The 18,079-nt window shown below is 70.9% G+C and carries 17 protein-coding genes; 14 read left to right on the forward strand and 3 right to left on the reverse strand.

The genetic code is table 11. The features are described 5' to 3' along the window. Positions 1-190: 190 nt before the first annotated feature. Positions 191-958: a type I methionyl aminopeptidase gene (gene map, locus ACFRKB_RS00295; protein WP_383101942.1), complete on the reverse strand. Its 768-nt coding sequence runs from the start codon at positions 956-958 to the stop codon at positions 191-193. 64 nt (positions 959-1,022) lie between these two features. Here map and ACFRKB_RS00300 point away from each other — a divergent pair, with 64 nt between their 5' ends. The 8 genes from ACFRKB_RS00300 (at position 1,023) to ACFRKB_RS00335 (ending at position 9,917) form a co-directional block, all read left to right on the forward strand. Continuing rightward, complete coding sequence (locus tag ACFRKB_RS00300) at positions 1,023-1,274, forward strand: helix-turn-helix domain-containing protein (protein ID WP_383101944.1); 252 nt, start codon at positions 1,023-1,025, stop codon at positions 1,272-1,274. Between the two features lie 118 nt (positions 1,275-1,392). After that, positions 1,393-1,779 carry a PPOX class F420-dependent oxidoreductase gene (locus tag ACFRKB_RS00305; RefSeq protein ID WP_383101946.1) on the forward strand — a complete coding sequence of 129 codons (387 nt, stop codon included), beginning with the start codon at positions 1,393-1,395 and terminating at the stop codon, positions 1,777-1,779. A 192-nt stretch (positions 1,780-1,971) separates the two neighbouring features. Continuing rightward, on the forward strand, positions 1,972-3,378 hold the full coding sequence (locus tag ACFRKB_RS00310; RefSeq protein ID WP_383101947.1) for a hypothetical protein: 1,407 nt from the start codon (positions 1,972-1,974) through the stop codon (positions 3,376-3,378). 250 nt (positions 3,379-3,628) lie between these two features. Then, a complete protein-coding gene (locus tag ACFRKB_RS00315) occupies positions 3,629-4,471 on the forward strand; it encodes a nitrilase-related carbon-nitrogen hydrolase (RefSeq protein WP_383101948.1) in 843 nt (280 codons plus the stop codon). Beyond that, positions 4,471-5,763 (forward strand): aspartate aminotransferase family protein, encoded by a 1,293-nt coding sequence (locus ACFRKB_RS00320; protein WP_383101950.1) that lies wholly within the window; start codon positions 4,471-4,473, stop codon positions 5,761-5,763. The genes ACFRKB_RS00315 and ACFRKB_RS00320 overlap by 1 nt, the downstream gene beginning before the upstream one ends. 54 nt (positions 5,764-5,817) lie before the next feature. Then, on the forward strand, positions 5,818-7,224 hold the full coding sequence (gene hydA / locus ACFRKB_RS00325; RefSeq protein ID WP_383101951.1) for a dihydropyrimidinase: 1,407 nt from the start codon (positions 5,818-5,820) through the stop codon (positions 7,222-7,224). 20 nt (positions 7,225-7,244) lie between these two features. Further along, on the forward strand, positions 7,245-8,246 hold the full coding sequence (locus ACFRKB_RS00330; protein ID WP_383101953.1) for a TIGR03842 family LLM class F420-dependent oxidoreductase: 1,002 nt from the start codon (positions 7,245-7,247) through the stop codon (positions 8,244-8,246). 126 nt (positions 8,247-8,372) lie between these two features. Further along, a complete protein-coding gene (locus ACFRKB_RS00335) occupies positions 8,373-9,917 on the forward strand; it encodes an NCS1 family nucleobase:cation symporter-1 (RefSeq protein WP_383101954.1) in 1,545 nt (514 codons plus the stop codon). A 13-nt stretch (positions 9,918-9,930) separates the two neighbouring features. Here the strand turns inward: ACFRKB_RS00335 and ACFRKB_RS00340 are convergent, their stop codons facing one another. Continuing rightward, the gene (locus ACFRKB_RS00340; protein ID WP_383101955.1) at positions 9,931-10,758 is read right to left on the reverse strand and encodes a M55 family metallopeptidase; all 828 of its coding nucleotides are present in this window, start codon (positions 10,756-10,758) and stop codon (positions 9,931-9,933) included. 42 nt (positions 10,759-10,800) lie between these two features. Then, positions 10,801-11,856 carry a lipoyl protein ligase domain-containing protein gene (locus ACFRKB_RS00345; RefSeq protein WP_383101956.1) on the reverse strand — a complete coding sequence of 352 codons (1,056 nt, stop codon included), beginning with the start codon at positions 11,854-11,856 and terminating at the stop codon, positions 10,801-10,803. Positions 11,857-12,060: 204 nt separating this feature from the next. Here ACFRKB_RS00345 and ACFRKB_RS00350 point away from each other — a divergent pair, with 204 nt between their 5' ends. From ACFRKB_RS00350 to ACFRKB_RS00375, 6 genes are read left to right on the forward strand one after another with little or no spacing between them, the layout of a single operon-like run. After that, on the forward strand, positions 12,061-13,095 hold the full coding sequence (locus tag ACFRKB_RS00350; protein ID WP_383101957.1) for a 3-oxoacyl-ACP synthase III family protein: 1,035 nt from the start codon (positions 12,061-12,063) through the stop codon (positions 13,093-13,095). Between the two features lie 2 nt (positions 13,096-13,097). Then, positions 13,098-15,041, forward strand: coding sequence for an HAD-IIIC family phosphatase (locus tag ACFRKB_RS00355; RefSeq protein ID WP_383101959.1), 1,944 nt, complete (start codon positions 13,098-13,100; stop codon positions 15,039-15,041). Further along, positions 15,038-15,265, forward strand: coding sequence for an acyl carrier protein (locus tag ACFRKB_RS00360; RefSeq protein ID WP_383101960.1), 228 nt, complete (start codon positions 15,038-15,040; stop codon positions 15,263-15,265). The genes ACFRKB_RS00355 and ACFRKB_RS00360 overlap by 4 nt, the downstream gene beginning before the upstream one ends. Continuing rightward, a complete protein-coding gene (locus ACFRKB_RS00365) occupies positions 15,262-16,062 on the forward strand; it encodes a 2-oxo acid dehydrogenase subunit E2 (RefSeq protein ID WP_383101961.1) in 801 nt (266 codons plus the stop codon). The genes ACFRKB_RS00360 and ACFRKB_RS00365 overlap by 4 nt, the downstream gene beginning before the upstream one ends. Then, positions 16,059-17,153 (forward strand): alpha/beta hydrolase, encoded by a 1,095-nt coding sequence (locus tag ACFRKB_RS00370; RefSeq protein WP_383101963.1) that lies wholly within the window; start codon positions 16,059-16,061, stop codon positions 17,151-17,153. Before ACFRKB_RS00365 ends, ACFRKB_RS00370 begins: the two co-directional genes overlap by 4 nt. Next, the gene (locus ACFRKB_RS00375) at positions 17,150-17,962 is read left to right on the forward strand and encodes a thioesterase II family protein (protein WP_383101964.1); all 813 of its coding nucleotides are present in this window, start codon (positions 17,150-17,152) and stop codon (positions 17,960-17,962) included. The genes ACFRKB_RS00370 and ACFRKB_RS00375 overlap by 4 nt, the downstream gene beginning before the upstream one ends. The last annotated feature ends 117 nt before the right edge of the window (positions 17,963-18,079 follow it).

The following is an 18,079-nucleotide window of genomic DNA, read 5'->3' on the forward strand; positions in this document are numbered from 1 at the left end:
AACTCCTTTCCCGTACACCCGGTAGCACCAAATGGCGTGCAGGTACCCACCCCCGGGATGCCGCCGCAGCAGCCCGAGGCGGCAGAAGTTCCTCACACCGGTCAGGAGCGGTTAGCTCCTGACCTGGTGGGGTGTGGCAGAGGATATGAAGGACTGCGAACGCGGTCCAGAACGCCCCGCGCTCGGGGGCTCAGAGCGCCGTCAGGATCCGCGGGCCCTCGTCGGTGATCGCGACGGTGTGTTCCGCGTGGGACGCGCGGCTGGAGTCCAGGGTGCGGATCGTCCAGCCGTCGTGGGCCGTGAAGTGCCGGTCGGTGCCGCTCGCGATCAGCATCGGCTCGATCGCCAGCACCATGCCGTGCCGCAGCGGCATGCCGCGTCCCGGGCGTCCCTCGTTGGGGACGCCCGGGTCCTCGTGCATCGTCCGGCCCACTCCGTGGCCGCCGAAGCCGTCGGGGATGCCATAGCCCGCTCTGCGGCAGACGCGGCCGATCGCATGGGCGATGTCACCGATGCGATTGCCGACGACGGCCGCCGCGATACCGGCCTCCAGCGCCTCGTCGGCCGTGTCGATCAGCCGTACGTCGTCCGGGCGCGCACGGCCGACCGTGAAACTGATCGCCGCGTCGCCGACCCATCCGTCGAGCACCGCGCCGCAGTCGATGCTGACGAGATCGCCGTCGTGCAGCCGGTAGCCGTCGGGGATGCCGTGCACGATCGCGTCGTTGACGGAGGCGCAGATGGCGGCGGGGAAGGGTGTGGGCGCCCAGTCGGGGTGATAGTCGAGGAAGGGCGAACCGGCCCCCGCCTCGCGCAGGACGGCGCGGGCGGTCTCGTCGAGGGAGCGCAGGGTGCCGCCCACGGCCGCCGCTTCCCGTACCGCTGTCAGGGCCTGGGCGACGACCCGGCCCGCGGCGCGCATGGCGTCCAGGGACGCATCGGTTTTGATCTCCACCATTCCAATAACTATACCGGTCGCGAAAGATCCGGGCACCCTTGTGCGGCGGTATTAGAATGACGGGATGGTACGTACTCCTCTCACCCCCGAAGAGCGCGAGCGCGGCGAGCGGCTCGGCCGGCTGCTCCGTGAGGCGCGTGGCGCGCGCAGCATGGTGGAGGTCGCCGCGGTCGCCGGGCTCTCCGCCGAGACCTTGCGCAAGATCGAGACCGGCCGGGCGCCGACGCCCGCCTTCTTCACCGTGGCGGCGCTGGCCGGCGCGCTGGGGCTGTCGATGGACGAGGTCGCCGCGCGGTGCGCGCTGGTGCCGGTCTAGACGAGTAAGCCCGAAGTCCCGGGCAAGCCGGAAGTCCCGGGTAAGCCGGAAGTCCCGTGCGCGGTCGCGGGGAGGCCGGGGCTGTCGGGGACGGCGGGGACCGCGTAGTCTCCCGCCCGTGACCACCCTCGACGAACTCGGCCGTAGCCGCTATGTCAGCCTCACCACCTATCGCAAGGACGGTACGGCGGTCGCCACCCCCGTCTGGCACGCGGTGGCGGACGGCGAACTGCTCATCTGGACCAGGTCCGACGCCTGGAAGGTCAAGCGGATCCGCAACAACAGCCGGGTCATGGTGACGGCGTGCGACGTGCGCGGGCGGATCGCGCCGGGCGCGCCGAGCGCCGAGGGTACGGCGCGGCTGCTTGAGGAGCCGGCGTCGCTGGAGCCCGTCCGTAAGCTGCTCGCCCGTAAGTACAGCTGGCAGTTCTGGCTGGTCGACTGGCCGGCCAGGGTCGTACGGCGCGGCAAGCGTCCGCACACCGGGATCGCCATCACGCTCTGACTCCAGGGTCCGGCAGGACACCGAACCGTGCCGGAAAACCGCCCGTAGCGGCCCTGTAACACGACTGAGGTCGAATGCCAGCGGGCCGGAGGGTTCCCTTCGGCGGAGCGCGGCGGGGCAGGAACGGGGCCGGCGATGACGGTGCGTCAACTTCCAGCGGAGATCGGGGCCTTCGCGCGGTACTTAAGGGACTTGACGTCCCTCCTCGATCCGGAAGGCGGCTGGTACGGAGTCTTCCGCCACCGTGACCCCGATGGTCTGCGCGCCTGCTTCGACGGCACCGAGGTGCCGCCCTGGGACGTGGTGGAATCGCTGCTCCAGGACTTCGCCGCCGGGCGTGAGGACCGGGTGGTGGCGGCCGAGACCGCACGGGCCGGTCAGCTCCACACGGCGTCCGCGGCCGCGCACGACCGGCTGCCCGGTGGCTCGGAGGCGCTGTCCGACCGGCTGCGGCTGATGGTGCGCGAGCAGGCGCACGCGGCGGGCCGGGCCGAGGAGTTGGTACGGCTGCTCAGCACCACCCCGGAGCGCTCGCCCCGGGCGGAACAGCTCGCCCACGATCTCGCCTGGATACGCGACGACCACGCCCGCGCCTCCGCGCGCTGCGACGAACTCCGCTCCCGGCTGGTGTCGTTGCCGGCCCCGGCCCGCACCGCCAGGCCCGCGCGCCCGCCGGCCCCGGAAGGCTGGTTCCGCGCGGAGGAGCCCTCGGTCTTCGACCGGCCGGACCCGGAGGAGCCGTCCGGCGGGATGTCCGGTCAGCTGCCGGGCGCATTGCCTGACGCTGCGTCAACTACGCCCAGGGATACGGCGCTTCCGCGCCCGGCCGACCAGGAACCCACCCCCGGGCCCGAGCCCGAGGCGAAGAGGAAACGCCCGCCCGCGCCCCGGCGCAGGCCTCGTGGCGCCCGCTTCGCCGGGCTGGAGGTCGAGGACCTCGACGAGACGGCGCCGCCCGCGCCCGCGCTCCCCGTACCGCCGCCGTCCGCCCCCGGCTCCCCGCGCGGCGCCCGCTTCGGCGGCGCGCCCGCCGCGCCCGTCGAGCCCGCCGCGCCCCGGCACTCCGCCGAGGATCTGCGGGCCGCCGCCGAGATGGTCGCCACGCTGATCCGGCTGCGCGCAGACGGCCGGACCGGCGAGGCCCATGTCGTGCTCTGCGAGGCGGCGGGCCGGCCCCCCGGACAGCTCCCGCTGCTCGCCGCCGAACTGCACCGTGCCGGGCTCGGCGCCGACTGGGCCGAGCTGTTGTGGGAAGCGGCCTCCCTGCCGCCCGAGCGGCTCGCCGCCGCGGCCGGGGCGCTCGCAGCGGCGGGCCGGGACGGTGACTGCGGTCAGCTGCTGCGCCAGGGCGTCTCCCGTCCCGCCGGGGAGATCAGCGACGCCGTGCTCGCGCTGGGGGAGGCGGGCCGCGCGCACGAGGCACGCGCGTTGCTCAGCGCCTTCGTCCAGGCCCGTACGCCCGAGGACGCGGTGCTCATCGCCGCGTCCGATCCGCGCCGGCTGGTCCCGCAGCTGATCGACGCCGCCCGTGCGGTCTCGGTGTCCCGTGAACGCGATCTCGTACACGCCCTGCGGGTGGCGGGGATCGTCAGCACCTGACCGGCCCCGGACGTGATCGGGACGGCCCCGGACGTGATCGGGACGGCCCCGGACGTGATCGGGACGGCCCCGGACGTGATCGGTTTGATGCATCTTGCCCAATGTCGACCGCTCGGGTGTGAAACTTGATCGACTCTGCGGGTTAACGGCGATGGTCTTGCCCCAGTGTGGGACGGGGCTTACGTTCTCCTCCTACGCATCGAATCTACGTGCGTAGAGCTCATCGACGCACCCGCCGAAGGAGCAGCTCGTGGCCAGAGTCGTACGCGCCGCACTCGTCCAGGCGACCTGGACGGGCGATACCGAATCCATGATCGCCAAACATGAGGAGCACGCCCGCGAGGCGGCCCTGCAGGGCGCGCAGGTCATCGGGTTCCAGGAAGTCTTCAACGCGCCCTACTTCTGCCAGGTGCAGGAGCCTGAGCACTACCGGTGGGCCGAGCCCGTCCCCGACGGTCCGACCGTCACCAGGATGCGGGAGCTCGCCCGCGAGACCGGCATGGTGATCGTCGTCCCGGTCTTCGAGGTCGAGCAGTCCGGGTTCTACTACAACACCGCGGCCGTCATCGACTCTGACGGCTCGTACCTCGGCAAGTACCGCAAGCACCACATCCCGCAGGTCAAGGGGTTCTGGGAGAAGTACTACTTCAAGCCCGGCAATGTCGGCTGGCCCGTCTTCGACACGGCGGTCGGCAAGGTCGGTGTCTATATCTGCTACGACCGCCACTTCCCCGAGGGCTGGCGCCAGCTGGGGCTGAACGGCGCGCAGCTCGTCTACAACCCCTCCGCCACCTCCCGCGGACTCTCCAGCTACCTCTGGCAGCTGGAGCAGCCGGCCGCCGCCGTCGCCAACGAGTACTTCGTCGCCGCGATCAACCGCGTCGGACAGGAGGAGTACGGCGACAACGACTTCTACGGGACGAGCTACTTCGTCGACCCGCGCGGTCAGTTCGTCGGTGAGACCGCCAGCGACAAGGGCGAGGAACTGGTCGTACGGGACCTGGACTTCGGCCTGATCGACGAGGTGCGGCAGCAGTGGGCGTTCTACCGGGACCGCCGCCCCGACGCGTACGAGGGGCTGGTGCAGCCGTGATGCGACCGCTCGCGAACGATCTGTACGGCCGCCACCGCGCCGTACTCCCCGACTGGCTCGCGCTCTACTACGACGAGCCCATCGAGATCACCCATGGCGAGGGCCGCCATGTCTGGGACGCGGCGGGCAACCGCTATCTCGACTTCTTCGGCGGCATCCTCACCACCATGACCGCCCACGCGCTCCCCGAGGTCACCAAGGCGGTGAGCGAGCAGGCCGGGCGGATCATCCACTCCTCCACGCTCTATCTCAACCGTCAGATGGTCGAACTCGCCGAACGGATCGCCGCCCTGTCCGGCATCCCGGACGCCCGGGTCTTCTTCACCACCTCGGGCACCGAGGCCAATGACACGGCGCTGATGCTGGCGACCGCGTACCGCGGGTCGAACCAGATCCTGGCGATGCGCAACAGCTACCACGGCCGGTCCTTCTCCACGGTCTCCATCACCGGCAACCGCGGCTGGTCGCCCACCGGTCTCTCGCCGCTCCAGACGCTGTACGTGCACGGCGGCGTCCGCAACCGCGGCCCGTACGCCGGACTCACCGACGAGCGGTTCATCGAGGCATGCGTCGCCGATCTGGAGGATCTGCTCGGCCACATCCGCACGCCCGCCGCGCTGATCGCCGAACCGGTGCAGGGCGTCGGCGGGTTCACCGCCCCGCCGGACGGGCTGTACGCCGCGTTCCGTGAAGTCCTCGACCGGCACGGCATCCTGTGGATCAGCGACGAGGTGCAGACCGGCTGGGGCCGTACCGGCGAGCACTTCTGGGGCTGGCAGGCGCACGGCGAGAACGGTCCGCCGGACCTCCTCACCTTCGCCAAGGGCATCGGCAACGGTATGTCCATCGGCGGTGTCGTCGCCCGTGCCGACATCATGAACTGCCTTGACGCCAACTCGATTTCGACCTTCGGCGGCAGCCCGGTCACCATGGCCGCCGGACTCGCCAATCTCTCGTATCTGCTGGAGCACGACCTCCAGGGCAACGCCCGCCGTGTCGGCGGACTGCTCATCGAGCGGCTGCGGGCCATCGGCGCGGCGGTCGACTCCGTACGCGAGGTACGCGGGCGCGGACTGATGATCGGCATCGAGCTGATCAAGCCGAGCACCGGCCAGGCCGCTCCCGAGACGGCGTCGGCCGTGCTCGAAGCGGCGCGCGAGGGCGGGCTGCTGATCGGCAAGGGCGGTGGCCACAACACGAGCGTGCTGCGGATCGCCCCGCCGCTCTCGCTGACCGTCGCCGAGGCCGAAGAGGGCGCCGCGATCCTCGAACAGGCCCTGCGCGGGGCGTAGTCGGGCCGTCCAGGACCGCACCAAGCCGACCGTACGAATGGGAGCGCCACCCGCATGAGCAGTACCCGCACCCTCATCCGCGGCGGACTCGTCATCACCGCCGCCGACGAGATCCACGCCGATGTCCTGATCGAGGAAGGCCGGATCGTCGCCCTCGCCGCCCACGGGTCCGATGTGGCCGAGGGCTGGACCGCCGGCCGGACGATCGACGCCACCGGCAAGTACGTCATCCCGGGCGGGGTCGACGCCCATACGCACATGGAGATGCCGTTCGGCGGCACGTTCGCCGCCGACACCTTCGAGACCGGTACCCGCGCGGCGGCCTGGGGCGGCACCACCACCATCGTGGACTTCGCCATCCAGTCCCCGGGACAGGCGCTGCGCACCGGACTCGACGCCTGGTACGCCAAGGCCGACGGCAACTGCGCCATCGACTACGGGTTCCACATGATCATGGCCGATGTCAATGAGAGCTCCCTGAAGGAGATGGACCTCCTCGTCCAGGAGGGTGTCACCTCCTTCAAGCTCTTCATGGCCTACCCCGGCGTCTTCTACAGCGACGACGGCCAGATCCTGCGGGCCATGCAGCGCGCCGCGCACAACGGCGGGCTGGTCATGATGCACGCCGAGAACGGCATCGCGATCGACGTCCTCGTCGAACAGGCCCTGGCCGCCGGGCACACCGATCCGCGCTACCACGGCGAGGTACGGAAGGCGCTGCTGGAGGCCGAGGCCACGCACCGGGCGATCCAGCTCGCACGGGTCGCCGAGGCGCCGCTGTACGTGGTGCACGTCTCGGCCGAGGAGGCCGTCGCCGAACTCGCCGCCGCCCGCGACAAGGGGCTTCCCGTCTTCGGCGAGACCTGTCCGCAGTACCTCTTCCTCTCCACCGACAATCTCGCCGAGCCGGACTTCGAGGGCGCCAAGTACGTCTGCTCCACCCCGCTGCGGCCCAAGGAGCACCAGGCCGCGCTCTGGAGGGGACTGCGCACCAACGATCTCCAGGTGGTCTCCACCGACCACTGCCCGTTCTGCTTCGTGGGCCAGAAGGAGATGGGCCGCGGCGACTTCTCGAAGATCCCCAACGGGCTGCCGGGGGTGGAGAACCGGATGGATCTGCTCCACCAGGCCGTCGTCGAGGGGAAGCTGACCCGCCGCCGCTGGATCGAGATCGCCTGCGCCTCCCCGGCCAAGATGTTCGGCCTCTATCCGCGCAAGGGCACCATCGCGCCGGGCGCCGATGCCGATGTCGTCATCTACGACCCGCACACCGAGCAGACCGTCTCCGCCGAGACCCATCACATGGACGTGGACTACTCCGCGTACGAGGGCAAGCGGATCACCGGACAGGTGGAGACCGTCCTCTCACGCGGTGAACTCGTCATCGACCAGCGGCAGTTCACCGGACGGGCGGGACACGGGCAGTACACCCCCCGCTCCCTCTGCCAGTACCTCACCTGAGACCAAGGAGTGACCAGGCCATGGACTTCGGACTCGTCCTCCAGACCGACCCGCCCGCGTCGGCGGTCGTCGGCCTCATGCGGCGCGCGGAACGCAACGGCTTCACGTACGGCTGGACCTTCGACTCGGCCGTGCTCTGGCAGGAGCCCTTCGTCATCTACAGCCGCATCCTGGAGCACACCACCACACTGACCGTGGGCCCGATGGTGACCAACCCGGGCACCAGGACCTGGGAGGTGACCGCCTCCACGTTCGCCACGCTCAACGAGATGTACGGCAACCGCACCGTGTGCGGCATCGGGCGCGGCGATTCCGCGATGCGGGTCGCGGGCCGCAAACCCAACACACTGGCCCGGCTGGGCGAGGCCATCGAGGTCATCCGCGATCTGGGGGAGGGGCGCGAGGCCGTGGTCGACGGCCGGCCGCTGCGACTGCCCTGGGTGCGCGACGGGAAGCTGCCGGTGTGGATGGCCGCGTACGGTCCCAAGGCGCTGGCCATGGCGGGGGAGCAGGCCGACGGCTTCATCCTCCAGCTCGCCGATCCCTTCCTCACCGAGTGGATGATCAAGGCCGTCCGCACGGCGGCGTCCGACGCCGGACGCGACCCGGACTCCGTCACCATCTGTGTCGCCGCGCCCGCCTATGTCAGCGATGACCTCGCGCACGCGCGCGAGCAGTGCCGGTGGTTCGGCGGGATGGTCGGCAACCATGTGGCCGATCTGGTGACCCGGTACGGAGAGCACTCCGGGCTGGTGCCCGACGCGCTGACCGACTACATCAAGCGGCGTGAGGGGTACGACTACAGCCACCACGGCCGGGCCGGGAACCCCTCCACGGACTTCGTGCCCGACGAGATCGTGGACCGGTTCTGTCTGCTGGGGCCGGCCGAGGCGCATATCGAGAAGCTGAGGGCGCTGCGCGACCTGGGGGTCGACCAGTTCGCCGTCTACGACATGCATGACGCGAAGGAAGCGACGATCGACGCGTACGGAGCCGAGATCATCCCCGCGCTCCGGGACTGACCCGCACGACCGCGCCGTCCCGTCCCACCAGCGCCCGCACGACCGCGCCCTCCCGTCCCACCAGCGCCCGCACGGCCTCGTTCGACGTCCCCGAAGTCCGCTCCTCGAACGAAGGGTCCCACCGCCATGACCGCGACCGTACCGCCCGCCGCCCCCGACCCAGGAGAACCGATAGCCACCGCCAGGACCGACCCCCAGGGCCGCGTCGAGCTCCCGCCCGGCGTGGTGCCCGACGACAGCCGTTTCGCCAACGCGGATCTGCTGCCCGTACCGGTGGCCCGCCGCCGCTGGACGACATACAACTTCGCCGCCCTCTGGGTCGGGATGGCGCACAACATTCCGTCCTGGCTGCTCGCCTCCGGGCTGGTCACCCTGGGCATGGACTGGAAGCAGGCGGTCTTCACGATCGCGCTGGCCAATGTGATCGTGCTGTTCCCGATGCTGCTGACCGGGCACGCGGGGCCGAAGTACGGCATCCCCTTTCCGGTGCTCGCCCGCGCCTCGTTCGGGCTGCGCGGCGCGAATCTGCCCGCGCTGATCAGGGCGGCGGTCGCCTGCGCGTGGTTCGGGATCCAGACCTGGATCGGCGGCCAGGGCATCTTCGTCCTGCTCGGCAAGATCTTCGGCGGCTGGGCGGAGGCGTCGAGGATCGGCGGCCAGCCATGGACCCTCTGGCTCTGCTTCGTCCTCTTCTGGGCGCTCGAACTCGCCATCATCTACCGGGGGATGGACACCCTGCGGCGCTTCGAGAACTGGGCGGCGCCCTTCGTGATCGTCGGCGCGCTGGTGCTGCTGGTCTGGATCACCGTCAAGGCGGGCGGCCTCGGACCACTGCTCGACCAGCCGTCCCGGCTCGGCTGGGGCGCGGACTTCTGGCCGGTCTTCTTCCCGTCGCTGATGGGGATGATCGCCTTCTGGGCCACGCTGTCCCTGAACATCCCCGACTTCACCCGCTTCGGCGCGGGCCAACGCGCCCAGATCTGGGGCCAGTCGCTCGGCCTGCCCACGACCATGACCCTCTTCGCGCTGCTCTCGGTCTTCGTCACCTCCGGCTCACAGGCGGTGTACGGGGCGGCCGTCTGGGACCCGGTCGAACTGGCCGCGAAGACCGACAACGTCTTCGGCCTGCTCTTCGCGCTGGTGACCGTACTGATCGCGACGATCTCCGTGAACATCGCCGCCAATGTCGTCTCGCCCGCGTACGACCTCGCCAATCTCGCGCCGAAGCTCATCAACTTCCGTACGGGCGCGCTGATCACGGGTGTGGTCGGGGTCGTCATCATGCCGTGGAAGCTCACCGCCACCCCCGAGCTGTACATCTTCACCTGGCTCGGACTGGTGGGCGGTCTGCTCGGTACGGTCGCGGGCATCCTGATCGCGGACTACTGGATCGTCCGCCGCACCGTCCTCGACCTGGCCGACCTGTACCGCCCCGGCGGCCGTTACTGGTACCGCAACGGCTGGAACCCGCGGGCGGTCCTGGCCTTCGTCGTCGGCGGCGTACTGGCGGTGGGCGGCTCCCACTCGGCCCCCGGAAAGGGCCCGTTCCCCGAGGGCGGACTGATCCCCTTCCTGAAGCCGCTCGCGGACTACGGGTGGGCGGTGGGACTGGTGGTGTCGCTGGTGCTGTACGTCGCGCTGACACCGCCACGCTCGGCGGCGCGGGAGTGACGTCGAGGACGGGCTAGCCGGGTTTGACGCCGGAGAGCTGTACGAGGAGTACGACCAGCCTGTACGCCTCGGCGAAGTCGGCGGCGGTGAAGCTGACCGTGCGGCCGCCCTCGGTACGCGACACACCGGGCACGAGGGTCGCCAGATCGACCATGTACGGGCCGCTCAGGTCGACTTCGACATCGAGCGGCCCGGCCAGGGTCAGTGGCGGAACCAGGGCCCGCCGCGTCATGGCCTCGGCCGCCGCCCGGCGCAGGCGATCCCGGGCCTCCTCGGGGTGCAGAGCGACGGCGGCGGCCTGGCCGAGGGCCTGTTTGACCGCGACCGTGCCCGCGGAGGGGACGAGGTCCAGCAGTTCGGCGCAGGCTGTGTCATCGCCACTGAGCAGCACCACCGGCACGCCCAAGTGCCCGGCCATGGCCGCGTTGAGACCGATCTCGCCGAGGGAACGCCCGGCCACGCGCACGTCGAGGATGTCGCCGCTCATGGTGTGCGCCAGCACGGCGGGTCCGGCACCGGCGCGGGCGTGGTAACCGACGAACACGGCGGCGTCGGTGTGTTCGTCGAGCCCGCCGAGCATGCCCAGCGGGCGCGGTTTGCCGCGTACGAGACGGGCCCGCCGGTCGAGTTCCTCCGGCAGCAGGTTGCGGTAGGGCCCGTGTGAGTCGGCGACCAGAACCTCCGCGGTGGGTTCGGCCTCCAGCACACCGGCGATCACTGCGTTCGCCTCGGCCGTCATCAACGCCCGGCCACGCTCGTAGTCATAGCGGTCCGGATTCGCCTCGGCGGGATGCACGACCCCCGAGATGCCCTCCATGTCAACGGAGATGAATACCTTCATGACCGAGGGAGTCTACGTGCCCCCGGTACGCGGGAGCCGCCGCTACGGCACGCGGGCCGTCCACTCCGGGGTGGAGAACTTCGTCCTGGCCAACTCCCTGGCCCGGGCCATCTCCTCGTCGGTGACCTTGCCCGTGGTCAGTCCGTACCGGCCCCGGAAGGAGTCGATCATGCGCTCGATGACGGTCTCGCGTGGCAGTCCGGTCTGGCGGCGCAGCGGATCGACGCGCTTCTTCGCGCTTCGCGTGCCCTTGTCGGAGAGCTTCTCGCGGCCGATGCGGAGCACGTCCAGCATCTTGTCGGCGTCGATGTCGTACGCCATGGTCACGTGGTGCAGCACGGCGCCCGTACCGCTCACGATCCGCTTCTGGGCCGCGCCCGCGATCTTGCCGGCGTCCGTCGCGATGTCGTTGAGGGGCTGGTACCAGGCGGTGATGCCCATGTCGCCGAGCGCGCCGAGCACCCAGTCGTCCAGATAGGCGTAACTGTCGGCGAAGGTGAGGCCCTTGACGAGGGAGTCGGGCACGGAGAGGGAGTACGTGATGGTGTTGCCCGGTTCGATGAACATCGCGCCGCCGCCGGAGATCCGGCGGACCACGGTGATGCCATGGCGGTCCGCGCCCTCGGGGTCCACCTCGTTGCGCAGTGACTGGAAGCTGCCGATCACCACGGCGGGCGCGGCCCACTCCCAGACCCGAAGGGTGGGCGGGCGCAGTCCGGCGGCGACCTCGGTGGTGATGACCTCGTCCAGCGCCATATGGAGGGCGGGGGACTCCGGGGCCGAGTGGATCAGCTGCCAGTCGTAGTCCGTCCAGTCGGTGGCACGCGCCAGCGCGCGGCGTACGGCGATGGCGACGCCCTCGGCGCTGAGCCCGTACATCACGGTGCCGGGCGGCAGCGCCGCCTCGATACGGGCGGCGAGACCGGCGGCGTCGGTGTCGGCCGGGGCGCCCTCCAGCGCGTGGTCGATCGCCTCGATCGCGTCGTCGGGCTCCAGGAAGAAGTCCCCGGCGACCCGCACACGGCGCAGCAGCCCGTCCTCCGTGTCGAGATCGACCACGACGAGCTTGCCGCCGGGGACCTTGTACTCACCGTGCACAGCCTTGCCTCCCGCTCCAGTGCCGGATGACCGATGCGCCGGCTCCGCACAGGGGGAACGCCGGAGCCGAAGCGGTTCATTCCGCGCGGCCGGACATCCCTCCGCCCCGAGCGGCGCCGCCCGCCTAAGCCCACCGTAAGTCGGCCTTTAGACGCGCTCCGCACGATGACGCCGGGAGCCGATGAACCCTGAGGAAGGACCGCAATGGACATCCCGGACATCCATCTACGTTCGGTCGGAAGCGCTCTTCCCGGCCCGCCCATCGACAACTCCGCCCTGGCCCGCCGCTTCGGCATGGACACGCTGTGGGAGCAGTGGGTGGACGCGTTCATCGGTACCCGCACCCGGCATCTGGCGATCGACCTGGACTCCGGTGAACTCACCGTCTCCCTCGCGGAGCTGGCAGCGGAGGCGGGCAGCCGCGCGCTGGCCTCGGCCGGGCTGGCGCCGGGCGAGATCGATGTGCTGGTCATGGGCACCGCCACCCCCGACCAGCTGATGCCGGCCACCGTCAATCTCGTCGCCGACCGCCTCGGCATCAACGACGTACCCACCTATCAGCTGCAGTCCGGCTGCTGTGGCGCCGTGCAGGCACTGGATGTCGGCCGTCGGATGCTCCAGTCGGCCGGGCACACCAACGCGCTGGTGCTCGGCGGCGACGTGTGTGCCCAGTTCTTCGACCTGGGCGCCGACCTGATGAGTCTGCGGCCGGAGGAGCTGGTGAACGCGGTGCTCTTCGGGGACGGGGCCGGGGCGGCCGTGCTCACCACCGAGCGCGCCCCGGGGCGCCCCGCCATCCGCCGGGTGCTCAACCGGCTCACCGGGCTCGGGCAGCAGCCGGGACAGGTGCTGCGGTGGTACGGACCGGCTCAGGGCAAGCCCCCCGAGGGGGCCGGGGTCGCCGAGGACTACAAGGCGATCGAGGAGCGGGTGCCGGTGATGGCCGCGGAGATCCTGGCGGAGCTGCTGGAGTCGCTGGACTGGAAGCCGGACGACATCGGCTATCTGCTGCCGCCACAGCTCTCCGGCCGGATGACCGGGAAGATCGTCCAGGGACTGGACCTGCCGGGGGCCCGGGAGATCACCTGTGTCGCGGACACCGCCAACACGGGCAACGCGCTGCCGTTCCTCCAGCTCGAACGCCTCGTCGGGGCGCTGGAGCCGGGCGAGCGTGCCATCGGCATCGCCGTCGAGTCCAGCAAGTGGATCAAGTCCGGCTTCGCCCTGGAAGGGGTCTGAGCGTGTCCACCACCGCGATCACCGGGCCCGCCGAGGCGGCGGAGGAGCTGCGTTCCCTGTCCCGCTCGGGCCGTCTCGCCGCCGCCTACCGTGAGCTGCCCCGACTGCTGAAGGAACTGTCCGAGGACCAACTGCTGCCCGCCGGACAGCTTCTGAGCAGAATCGACGCCGACGAGGTACTGCGGGCGCACCCCGGCCAGCCGACGATCACGATCGCGGTCACCGGCCACGGCACACTCTCGTCCTTCGTCCCCGCGCTGACCGTGGAACTCGCCCGGCACGGGGTGCTGCTGCGGCCGTTCGTCGGCGACTTCGACTCCTATGTCTTCGATCTCGCGGACCCCGGCAGCGCGCTGTACGCGGCCACGCCGGACCTGGTCGCCTGCGTACTCGACGCGAAGGTCGTCTTCGACGAGGTGCCACTGCCGTGGACCCCGGCGGACGTGGCTCGGGCCCTGGACGACAAGGTGCACCTCATCGAGCAGCTGGCCGCCCGTTTCGAGGCGGACGGCCGCGGCACGTTGCTGCTCAACACCCTGCCGCTGCCGCGTTCCTTCGCCGCCCAGCTCGTCGACCACCGCTCGCGCGCGGTGCTCGGTGCCGTCTGGCGCGAGGCCAACGCCCGGCTGCTGAGGCTGGCCGAGCGCAACCAGGCCGTCGTGGTATTCGACCTCGATCCACTGATCGCCGAAGGCGTGCCGGTCAGCGACCCCCGGATGAGCGTCTACGCCAAGGCTCATCTGTCCACGGAACTGCTGGCCCGCTACGCCCGCGAGGCCGCGCACCTGGCCCGCGGGCTGCTCGGCCGTACCAAGAAGGTCCTGGTCGTGGACTTGGACGAGACGCTGTGGGGCGGGATTCTCGGCGAGGAGGGGCCGGACGGCATCGAGGTGGCCGGCAGCTACCGGGGCGAGGCATTCCGGTCCTTCCAGCGTGTCGTCAAACAGCTCACCCACCAGGGCGTGCTGCTGGCCGCGGTGAGCAAGAACGAGGCCGAGACGGTGCGCCAGGTACTGCGCGACCACCCGGACATGGTGCTGTGCGAGGACGACTTCGTACGCGTCGTCGCCAACTGGCGGCCCAAGTCGGAGAACATCAGGGAGCTGGCCCAGGCGCTCAACCTGAACGCCGACAGCTTCGTGTTCATCGACGACAGCCCCTACGAACGCGGCCTGGTGTCGAGGGAGTTGCCGGAGGTCGCGGTGGTCGCGGTGGACGGCGAGCCGGCGCTGCACGCCGCTCGGCTGCTGGCCGACGGCTGGTTCGACACCCGCGAGGTCACCGAGGCGGACCGCGGACGCACCGAGAAGTACCGCGAAGAGCTGGTGCGCGCGGACTTTCTGCACACCTTCTCCTCCCTCGACGACTATCTGCGCGAACTGGGGGTGACGGTACGGCTCGCGGCCGTGGCCGAGCGGGAGCTGCCGCGCGTCTCCCAGATCACCCTGCGCACCAACCAGTTCAATCTGACCACCCGCCGGTTGCAGCAGGCGGAGGTACGGCAACTGGCCCAGGGCCCGGACACCCGGGTGCTGGCCATCCACTCAGCCGACCGGTTCGGCGACAACGGGCTGGTGGGCGTGGTCTTCACGCGGACCGTCGGCGAGCGGGTGCACATCGACAACTTCCTGCTCAGCTGCCGGGTCTTCTCCCGGGGCATCGAGCAGGCGTGCCTGGCGGCCGTACTGCGGCAGGCCGCCCGCTCCGGGGCCCGCGCCGTCGTCGGCACGTACCGCAAAACGCTGAAGAACGGCGTGGTCAAGGACTTCTATCCGCGTCATGGGTTCACCCCCGTCGACCGCGCCGCGCTCGCCGAGCCGGGCGAGCCCGCCGGGGCCATGGACGACGACGATGCGACGGAGTTCTTCGTACACCGCCTCGTCGGTCCACCGGCCGTGCCGGACCACATCAGTTTGACCGAGAGCTTCGAAAGGGACGCCTGGTGAACAGTATCGAGGAGCTCATCGCGCTGCTGCGTGACGAGTTGGGGCTGCCGATCGGCCCCGAGGACGCCACGCGGAGCCTGGACGAACTGCCGGGCTGGGACTCGCTGCATCTGCTGTGGCTGATCACTTCTCTGGAGAAGCGGACCGGCCGCGCGATCTCCATCCCCGATGTGCTGGAGGCCGGCAGCCTCGCGGCGGTGTACCGGCTGGCGGTGGCCGTATGAGTACCGCGCCCGTCGCCCGGCAGCGCCGTCACACCCTCTACTTCCTGGACGAGATACGCGGCCACAAGCCGGTGTTCCTGGACACCGAGGTCGATATGACCCGGATCGAGGAGCACCGCACCGCCGGCCGCCGGGTCTCCACGCTCAGCTATGTGCTGTACGTGGCGTCCCGGGTGCTCGCCGCGCACCCCGAGGCCAACGCGGCCATCCACGGCAGGCTGCTGCCGAGGATCGCCCGCTACTCGTCGGTGAGCGGAAAGATCGCGCTGGACAAGCGTGTCGGCGGCCGGCGGGTGGTGCTGGCCGCTGTGCTGCCGCGGCTGGAGGAGACCGCTCTCCACGAGATCCAGCGACAGGTGGAGCACTACCGCGACGGCGACCCCGCGACGCAACCCGAGTTCGCCGGGGTCCGCACGTTGCACCGGCTGCCCTGGCCGGTGGCGCGGCTGGCCTACGCCCGTACGGTACGGCCGCTGTCCCGGCGTGCCGGGAAGTTCGGGACGCTCGCCGTCAGTTCGCTCGGTCACCGGCCGGTGGACGGGTTCCACTCGGTCGGCGGCACCACCCTCACACTGGGCCTCGGCCGGGTCACCGACCGGCCCGTCGTACGCCGCGACGCCGTGCGGATCGCCCCGGTCATGCGGCTCAACCTCGCCTTCGACCACCGGGTGATCGACGGCGCGGAGGCCGCCGACATCCTCGGCGAGATCAAGACGGCGCTGGAGGGCTTCCAGGAGGACGCCACGCCCGCCGCGCCGGCGCCGGCCGTGGCGGCCGGGAAGGGAGGCGAAAGGTGAACGACATCGACGAGCTCAAGGAGTTCGTGATCGTGCACACCCGGGCGCAGAACCTCGACCCGGAACGCTGCCGGGCGCTGCTCCGCCGGATCGACAACGACCATGACGGCGCGACCGGTTCATGGGCCGCGGAGTGGAGCCGGGACGCCGCCGAGCTGGAGCGGGGCGGCGATCTCCTGGAGGCCTGCCGCTACTACAACATGGCCCGCTTCCCGTACGTGGACGGCGCCGCTCGCGGCGCGGCCCTGGACAACTGCGTACGTGTCTTCGACCGGTGGCGGCAGGACCATCCCGACATCCGGCGGCTGGACGTGGAACTGGACGGCGAGCGGGTGCGCTGCTGGACGTCCGGTCTGTCGCGGTCCGCGCCGCGGCCGTTGCTGCTGTTCATGGGCGGCATCGTCACCATCAAGGAGCAGTGGGCACCGGTCCTGGTGCAGGCCCGCCGGCTCGGTATGGCCATGGTCGTCACCGAGATGCCCGGCGTCGGCGAGAACACCCTGCGCTATGACGCGGACAGCCCGCGGATGCTCGGCGCCGTGCTGGACGCGCTGGCCGACCGCGCCGATGTCCGGCACACCTACGCCGTCGCGCTCAGCTTCAGCGGTCATCTGGCGCTGCGCCACGCCCTGGACGACCGCCGGATCCGTGGCATCGTCACCTCGGGCGCCCCGGTCAGCGACTTCTTCACCGACACGCGGTGGCACCGGACGCTGCCCCGGGTCACCGTCGACACCCTCGGCCGGCTCGCCGGGACCAAGGGAGAAGAGGCCCTGGCCCGGATGACCGACTGGGCCCTGACGGATTCCGAACTGGCCTCGCTGGACATCCCGGTGGCCTATCTGGCCAGCCGGCGGGACGAGATCATCCCGCCGGGGGAGACCGTCCGGCTGCGCCGGCAGCTGCGCCATCTCGACCTCCTGGAGAACGACGACGTGCACGGATCACCCCACTACGCCGTCGAGGCGCGGCTGTGGACGGTTCTGTCGGTGCTGCGCATGCGCCGGGTACGCAACCTCCAGCGGGTGGCCCTCGCCGCCCTGCTGAGGCTGCGGAGCGCCCGGCGCCGGCCGGCCGGAGCGGGCGCATGACCGGGGCGGGCCGCGGGGGAGCCGCCCCGGTCGGCGCCGGATTCGAGAACTATCTCGCCGCGTCGCCGCCGGACGACGGCAGGCTCCGGCTGTTCTGCTTCCATCACGCGGGCGGCGGCGCCACGGCCTATGCCTCCTGGCAGCGGGAACTGGGCCCCGATGTGGTGGTGCTGCCGGTTCAGCTCCCGGGCCGCGAGACCAGGGCCAGGGAACCGCGGATCACGGACATGGCCGAGCTGACCGGCGTACTGAACCGGGTACTGGGCCCGGCGCTGCGCGCACCGTTCGCGTTCTACGGCCACAGCATGGGGGGCGCGGTCGCCTACAACCTGACGCTGGCGCGTCAGCGGCGCGGTGAACGCCTCCCCGAACGGCTGCTGGTGGGCGCTTGTCCGGCGCCGCATCTGCCCGCCGTCCTGGCTTCCACGGAGGCGATGTCGGACGAGGAGATGGCGCGGGTGCTCGTCCGTATCGGCGGGATGTCCGAGATGATGCTGCGTTACCCGGACTGGCTGACGGCGGCGACCGATCAGGTCCGTGACGACCTGCGGGTCTGCACCGGCTACGACCGTACGGAGCTGCCGCCACTCGCCTGCCCGGTCGAGGTGTTCTCGGGGGTGGACGATCCGCTGCTGCCGGCCGGGGACGCCGCGGCCTGGGAGTCGCATGCCCTCGCCGGCTTCCGGCTGCACAGGGTCCCCGGTGGGCACTTCTTCTTCCGCGAGTCGCCCGAGTCGCCCGAGGCGCCCGAGGAGTTCTTCCGCGCGCTGCGCGGCGCCGTGGCCCGCATGGCCACGGTGGCGCGTTGAGCGGCCCGCGCGGGGCCGGTGCCGACAGCCGGGGCACCGGCCCATTGAAAAACGGAGGCAGCCTCCGTATTGTGGGGCCATGCGATGTCAAGAGTGGGCGCGCCATGCGTCCGGCGA

Origin of the sequence: Streptomyces scopuliridis (assembly GCF_042790125.1) — a bacterium.
Taxonomy (GTDB): domain Bacteria; phylum Actinomycetota; class Actinomycetes; order Streptomycetales; family Streptomycetaceae; genus Streptomyces; species Streptomyces scopuliridis_A.

Excerpts from the sequence above, each read along its gene's own strand:
- map (WP_383101942.1), bottom strand. The coding sequence starts at position 958 with ATGGTGGAGATCAAAACCGATGCGTCCCTGGACGCCATGCGCGCCGCG.
- ACFRKB_RS00300 (WP_383101944.1), top strand. The coding sequence starts at position 1,023 with ATGGTACGTACTCCTCTCACCCCCGAAGAGCGCGAGCGCGGCGAGCGG.
- ACFRKB_RS00320 (WP_383101950.1), top strand. The coding sequence starts at position 4,471 with ATGCGACCGCTCGCGAACGATCTGTACGGCCGCCACCGCGCCGTACTC.
- hydA (WP_383101951.1), top strand. The coding sequence starts at position 5,818 with ATGAGCAGTACCCGCACCCTCATCCGCGGCGGACTCGTCATCACCGCC.
- ACFRKB_RS00330 (WP_383101953.1), top strand. The coding sequence starts at position 7,245 with ATGGACTTCGGACTCGTCCTCCAGACCGACCCGCCCGCGTCGGCGGTC.
- ACFRKB_RS00335 (WP_383101954.1), top strand. The coding sequence starts at position 8,373 with ATGACCGCGACCGTACCGCCCGCCGCCCCCGACCCAGGAGAACCGATA.
- ACFRKB_RS00340 (WP_383101955.1), bottom strand. The coding sequence starts at position 10,758 with ATGAAGGTATTCATCTCCGTTGACATGGAGGGCATCTCGGGGGTCGTG.
- ACFRKB_RS00350 (WP_383101957.1), top strand. The coding sequence starts at position 12,061 with ATGGACATCCCGGACATCCATCTACGTTCGGTCGGAAGCGCTCTTCCC.
- ACFRKB_RS00365 (WP_383101961.1), top strand. The coding sequence starts at position 15,262 with ATGAGTACCGCGCCCGTCGCCCGGCAGCGCCGTCACACCCTCTACTTC.
- ACFRKB_RS00375 (WP_383101964.1), top strand. The coding sequence starts at position 17,150 with ATGACCGGGGCGGGCCGCGGGGGAGCCGCCCCGGTCGGCGCCGGATTC.